Source organism: Paenibacillus sp. UNC499MF (assembly GCF_900107975.1).
GTDB lineage: Bacteria > Bacillota > Bacilli > Paenibacillales > NBRC-103111 > Paenibacillus_F.
In genome coordinates this window covers 1,118,624-1,124,885 of record NZ_FNVF01000001.1, presented here as the reverse complement: position 1 = coordinate 1,124,885, position 6,262 = coordinate 1,118,624, and the positions used below count along the sequence as shown (strand labels likewise).

The 6,262-nt window shown below is 55.3% G+C and carries 5 protein-coding genes; all 5 read right to left on the bottom strand.

The annotated features are described in order from the left end of the window. Positions 1-88 precede the first annotated feature (88 nt). Genes C4S74_RS05045 through C4S74_RS05025 form a run of 5 tightly spaced genes read right to left on the bottom strand, consistent with a single transcriptional unit; the run spans position 89 to position 6,254 of the window. Positions 89-688 carry a hypothetical protein gene (locus tag C4S74_RS05045; RefSeq protein ID WP_258042380.1) on the bottom strand — a complete coding sequence of 200 codons (600 nt, stop codon included), beginning with the start codon at positions 686-688 and terminating at the stop codon, positions 89-91. Between the two features lie 50 nt (positions 689-738). Then, positions 739-2,082, bottom strand: coding sequence for an alpha/beta hydrolase (locus tag C4S74_RS05040; protein ID WP_103994230.1), 1,344 nt, complete (start codon positions 2,080-2,082; stop codon positions 739-741). Further along, positions 2,079-3,443 (bottom strand): alpha/beta hydrolase, encoded by a 1,365-nt coding sequence (locus C4S74_RS05035; protein ID WP_103994229.1) that lies wholly within the window; start codon positions 3,441-3,443, stop codon positions 2,079-2,081. Before C4S74_RS05035 ends, C4S74_RS05040 begins: the two co-directional genes overlap by 4 nt. A gap of 25 nt (positions 3,444-3,468) precedes the next feature. Continuing rightward, a complete protein-coding gene (locus tag C4S74_RS05030) occupies positions 3,469-4,383 on the bottom strand; it encodes a LacI family DNA-binding transcriptional regulator (RefSeq protein WP_103994228.1) in 915 nt (304 codons plus the stop codon). A gap of 32 nt (positions 4,384-4,415) precedes the next feature. Beyond that, positions 4,416-6,254: a glycoside hydrolase family 13 protein gene (locus C4S74_RS05025; protein WP_103994227.1), complete on the bottom strand. Its 1,839-nt coding sequence runs from the start codon at positions 6,252-6,254 to the stop codon at positions 4,416-4,418. Positions 6,255-6,262: the final 8 nt, after the last annotated feature.

Sequence of the window (6,262 nt, the reverse complement as noted above, 5' to 3'; positions counted from 1 at the left end):
TCTTGGTCACTAACTCTATCTGAACGATCCGGTTGATGCCCGTCTCTCTTCTTCTGTCTCTGAGCTTCAATCCATCAGGAACCTACCGTCAAAGCGTGCGGAAGGTTAGTCCCCGGCAGTCTACCGGGATGCTAAACGCCTGCTCCTCACCGTTGTTACCACGGATCGTCACATTCAATGTAAGACGTGCGGGAGCTTCCTCACTCCAGACTTCGGTGCTCAGCCACCCGTATCTCTCCTTGCCGGGACGGATAACTGCCTCCGTGAAATCCGGGTTAATCTTCGCCGCGCGCACCTTCTCCGCGCTCCGGCCCGGCAGGTCTTCATTTGTTACGACGCTAACGCTTTCCAGATCCGCAGTGACCGCTTCCCGGTCCGAAAGGTTGCGGATCGTCAGCTCGAAATCCGCTGTGCCCGCCTTGAGCCTTACCGCATGTAGAGTGACTTCGAGGTTATTCGCGCTTGACGTCACGGGGAGCGCGGCGTATGCCTTCTCGCCACGAGACTCACCGCTGCCGGCAGACGGCACCTTGACGCCGCCTGAGATGCCGCCGTCTCCAGGAAGAGCCGGCTTGCCGGCCGCCATACCGGAGTCCGGCAGTGCGGGCGGCACGGCTTTTCCGTTCATGATCAGGCTTCCGGAAACGATCAAAGATCCGAGCACCACGCCGACGATCATTTTGTTCATTATAAAATTACCTCCTTCATCCTTATTCCTGCTGCGTCCTTACAGAGTTCTTACTGAGGACTCTTCCAGCTCCGCACTGTAAGTTCCACCCGGCCGTCGGCTTCGGCCTTGTAAAAGCGCGTAACCGCCTGACCGGCTTCATCCGTTTCCACGGCTCCGTCTCCCCGGCTGATCCGGTACTCAAAAGCCGCATAAAGGGGGACTTCGATACGCGTGGAATATACATGCCGTTTACCCGGATCTCTATGAAGCGGAGCCCAGCTGTACAAAGCGGCGTTTTCCGGTGTATCCGCCGGCACATGCACAACCAGCTCCAGCGCGACACGTTCTTTGAGCTCTCGAGTGACCCGGATCGTCCTGGCTGCGGACAAACCGCCGAAACTTACCGTGACGGGAGTCTCCCCTTCGCGCCCGGGCTGCAGCATGCCGTCTTCACGCACCTCCAGAACCGTCCGGTCTTCGGCCGCATAGTCCGCTCGTAGCAAGGACATGTTAAACCCGCTGTCGAACTCCGCAACGGGATTCAGACGCAGGACAGGACCCGTGACACCGGCCGTCCCCTCTCCTTCCAAGCGTAACTGCGCAGGTGTCCCTTTTTTCCCGAACATATGAAGAAGCGGAGACGCCACTCTCGCGGCCCAATCCTTTTCCGAATGAGTGCCGGACGGGTCCAGGTAATAAACAAGCTCTTCACCCGGTTTGTAACCCAGCCGGAGAAGGCTTTCCGTCACTTCCCGCACGTGTTTTTCCAGAATGAGCGTCCCCTCGCGGCTTCCCAAATCGATCCAGACCCGGGATATAGGGACTTTTTCCGTCCACGTATGATACTGGCGCGTTTCCTCCAGAGTGACGGGATCGACACAATAAAAATAAGGCGACAAAATAGCCAGCTTGCCGAACAAATCCGGACGCCGCAAGCCGATATGATAGGTCACTTGGCCTCCCCGGGACGAACCCATCATGCCCGTATGCTCCGGTCCTTTTTTCGTGCGGAACACCGAGTCGATGTACGGCATTACCTCATCCGTGATGAACTGCTCGTAAAGCAGTCCCTTGGGCCGGATGTCCACTTTGTCGCGCAAATAATCGACGCCTTCCAGCTCATGAGTGAATTCATCCGCCCGCTGCATTCCCATATTCGCGATGCCGACTATAATAATTTTTTCCATAAGACCGTTTTGAATAAGAGCATCCGCCGTTTCATGAACGTTCCACGAATAGCCGTTGAAGGCGGTATGAAAAATATTTTGTCCGTCATGTACGTATAATACCGGATAACGCGTGCAGCTCTCTTCGCTGTAGCCGGGCGGAAGATAGACGAACAGATCCCGCCGGTTATTCAGAAAGACCGAATAAAATTGTTCGATTTTCAACAAACTCGATGAGCTATTCATCCGTTGGCCGCCTCCTTTGCTTCGGTCTCCGGAGGAGCGTCTACCCAGCGATCAACTTTGTAAGACAGCTCCAGACCCTCGCGGGCCGTGAATTTGCGGTAAGGTATTTCCCTTCCGTGTGCGTCCGTTTCATGCTTGCCGAGGCCCCGAGATATACGGAACTCGAAGGAAATATCCCGCGGCACCCGGAACGTGCCGCCGTAAAGCCTTTCCCCGATCATCGGGAGTTCGATGCCCGCATAGAGCATTTCCGTCTCGGGCGTCCAAGCCGGCACCTCGACGAACATCGTGACATTGACCGCATCGGAAAGATACGGAACGACGGTAAGCTCCAACGCGGCATCCAGTCCCCGCCCTTTATAACGGATGCCCGCGCTTCCCTCCTGCTTCGGGATCAGCCTGCCTTCGGCCGTCACCTGAACTACAGCCGGATCGGTAACTTCGTAGTCCGCATCCAGATCGGTCATCATAAAGCCGCTGTCATAATGTACGACAGGATTAAGCGCGCAGGACGGACCCTGCAGGCCGATCTTACCCGGACCATGCAGATCTACGCGTACGGGATTGCCGATTTCGCCGAAAAAATACAAAAGAGGCGCATGAACTCTGGCCGCCCAGTCTTTCTGGGAATGGCCCGAGCCGACGGCGTAGTAGTACATGAAATCGACGCCCGGCTTGTAGCCCGCTTCCATAAGGGTATCCGCAACCTGCCTCACATGCTTCTCCATAACGGTGAAGCCTTCCGCATCCCCGACATCCATCCAAATTTTCAGCGGTTTCTTGCCGGTATAGACGGCGCTCAGCCATCTGTCCTGCATCGTGGCCGGATCTACGCTGACGAAAAAAGGGCAAAGCGCTCCGATCAGACCGAACGTTTCCGGCTGCCGGAAGCCGATGTTGTAAGATACAAGTCCGCCGGCGGACGATCCCATCAGAGCGGTATGCTCTTTCTCCGTCAAGGTCCGGTAGTTCTCGTCTATGAAAGGCTTCACTTCACGGACAAGAAACGTCTCGTACAATTCACCTTGATTCACGGTGTTAAATAGGTTGTGTCCGTCCGGATTGGCGTGCATATATTCGGCTATGCGCGCGTCCTCCACATGCGAAACGGCGACTACGATAATTTCCCTTATCCTGCCCTGCGCAGTCAGCTCGTCGACGGTAAGATGAACATCCCAAGACTCGCCTTTCCGGTCTTTGAAAAAAACATGCTGCCCGTCCTGCATATACAAGACCGGGTATCTTTTCCGGCTGTCCGACTGATAGCTCGGCGGCAAGTACACATAGATCGTCCGCTCGTTTTTCAACGTATGAGAATAAAAAGAATTGATTTCAATTAACCGCGACTGCGATGAATTCACCGTAAACTCTCCTTTGAGTGGATCGTTACGGAGTGCCGGACAAGTAGTAAAATTTTTCAGGATCTACATAGTCCGCATCTTGAATGTAACGATCCATTTTATGGACTATTTCCTGATAGTCGTTCAAATCGAACGTGATCCTCCCCACCGTATCCGGAAGAATCTGCGGACAATGGCACGTGCATACGGCGGCGATACGGGCCGTGCTTTTCAACACTTCAAGCGCCAGAAACTCGTTGATTACGATACCCGGCTTCCCCTCGTAACGCACCAGAAATTCGTTGAGCTGCCGTGGATTGTCGTAGATGCAAATCCGTTCGTCGTCCAGACCGGACTGCTCCCGGATGAAACCGGCAAGCTTCGCGTTGTTGTACGCATCTGTGACGAGAAAATCCGGCCGTCCGCCAAGAGCGGCCTCGCATGTCCGGAAGCTTTGCGCGAAATCCGGAATGATTTTGTGGAACAAGGAATCTTCGATATAGCTGTCGATAACAAAGACGGGAATACCGAAACCGAAATAATTGGAGATCGTGCCGAACCGTTCCTGATCCGCATTGAGAAGAAAAACGCCGTCCAAATTCCGCTCCATAATCATTTTGTAATCCGAAAGCTGGCTCCGGACCTGCATAAAAATGACATGATAGCCCAGTTGTCCGCAAATTTGTTCGATTTTTCCGACCGTTTTGGCATATTTAAAATCGGACCAGTACCGGTCTTCGTGCTCCTGAAACAGCAGAATGCCGATCAGTCCCGTTTTTTTGATTTTTAATGATTGCGCGGTCCGGTTCGCCACGTATTTAAGCTGCTGGGCGGCTTTCATCACCTTGACGCGCGTTTCGTCCGAAATGGACTGGGTTTTCACATCGTTCAAAATATATGAAACGGTGGCGATGGAAACGCCCGCCGCTTTAGCTATATCTTTGATGGTTGCTTTCTTCATCCTAATCGCTCCTACTTAAACGTTTAGGTTGATTAAAGCATATCCCCCTGTTCGGTGTCAAACCGCCGCAGGGGCACCGATGCGACGAGCCAGCCGAACGGCGGCAGCACTGCCGAGAGGCCGTTCTCGGTCCGGACAAACGACCCCTGCCCGAGTATCACTTCCGCTTCCGGACGGATGCGGCTTCCTCTCTCCAGGTCGGGATGCGGACCGGTTAGCGTATCCGCATGAGAATACGCGGGCTCCGGCTCAAACACGTGACAGGCCGCTTCCCGGCTGCTGTTATTCAAGCAGATGTACAGCTCTTCGTCCGCGTTCTTTCTCAGTACGATGAGCTGGTCCTTATCCGCATAAACAAACCGGAAGGTGCCGTCGATCAAGGCGCGCCGGGTTCGCCGCAGGGCGATCAGCGTGCGGTAAAAGGCCAGCAGTTCGTGATTTTGCCGGGCTTTGTCCCACTGCATCGGCTTCCGGCAATCGGGGTCCGGCCCGCCCTGCATCCCGATCTCGTCCCCGTAATAGATGCAGGGAGTGCCGGGAAGCGTGAACTGGAGAAGAACCGCCAGCTTCGCTTTCGCCTCGTCCGGTATCCGGGTCAGAAGCCGCGGGGTGTCGTGGCTGCCGAGGATGTTAAAGGCCGCCTCGTTCACCTGCTGCGGATAGGAAGCGAGCAGACGGTTTATGCGGCTGCCGAGCTCCCGCGCATCGATTTCCCCGTAAGCGAAATAGTCGAGAACCGCGTCGGTGGCCGGATAGTTCATGACCGCGTCGAACTGGTCTCCTTGCAGCCACGGCATCGCATCGTGCCAAATTTCGCCTAGGATGTAGAAATCGGGCTTCAGAGCTTTCAGCCTCTTGCGGAATTCCCGCCAGAACTCGTGATCGACTTCATTGGCCACGTCCAGCCTCCAGCCGTCAATATCGCATTCCCGCACCCAATATTCAGCCACGTCGAGCAAATAGTTCCTGACCTCGGGATTTGCCGTATTGAGCTTCGGCATATGGGACTCGAACGCGAAGCAGTGGTAAGACGGTCTCGGCTCCGTCCGCAGCGGAAATTCCTTGATGTGGAACCAGTCCCGGTAAGGCGACTCCAGGCCTTTCTCCCGCACATCGCGGAACGGGGCGAAACCTTCGCCGCTGTGATTGAACACCGCATCGAGGATGACACGGATTCCTCTTTCGTGAAACGCGGCAACCAGCTTCTTGAGCAAGGCCGTATCCCCGAAAGCCGGATCGACTTTCCTGTAATCGGCCGTATCGTACTTATGGTTCGTCGCCGCTTCGAACAGCGGTGTAAAATAGATCGCGTTCACGCCGAGGGAACACAAATAATCGATGCGGTCGAACACGCCCTGCAGGTCTCCGCCGTAAAAATCGTACGGCCCCGGATCGGAATCGCTCCATGGACGGACGCCGTCGGGATCGTTGGCCGGATCACCGTTCGCGAAGCGGTCGGGGAAGATCTGGTAGAAGACGGCTTCCTTCACCCAGGCCGGCGGCTTCAGCACCTCTTGCGGCCACAAAAACGGATAATCGAAAAACGCGAGCGGATCGTGCGGTTCCTCCGTACCGAACCCTTTCTCCGTCAACCAGACGACCTCTTCTCCAGAAATCAGTTTAAAAGCGTATCTCAGCCTGTAATGCGGCGGAACTAGCTCTCCCTGCCAGTAATCGAACAGCTTGTCGCCGCCCGTTTTGGTCAGGCGGGTTTCGAGAGCGGTCCGCTCCCAATCGTATTTGTCCCCATGCAGCGCGTACACCGCGTCCACATCCTCTTTTTTCGTGCGCAGCCGGATATGCACGGTACGCTCATCGTAGGCGTAGCAGTAAGCCTGCCCCGACCGGTGATCTATCGCTTCCAGTAACATAGTCTGCT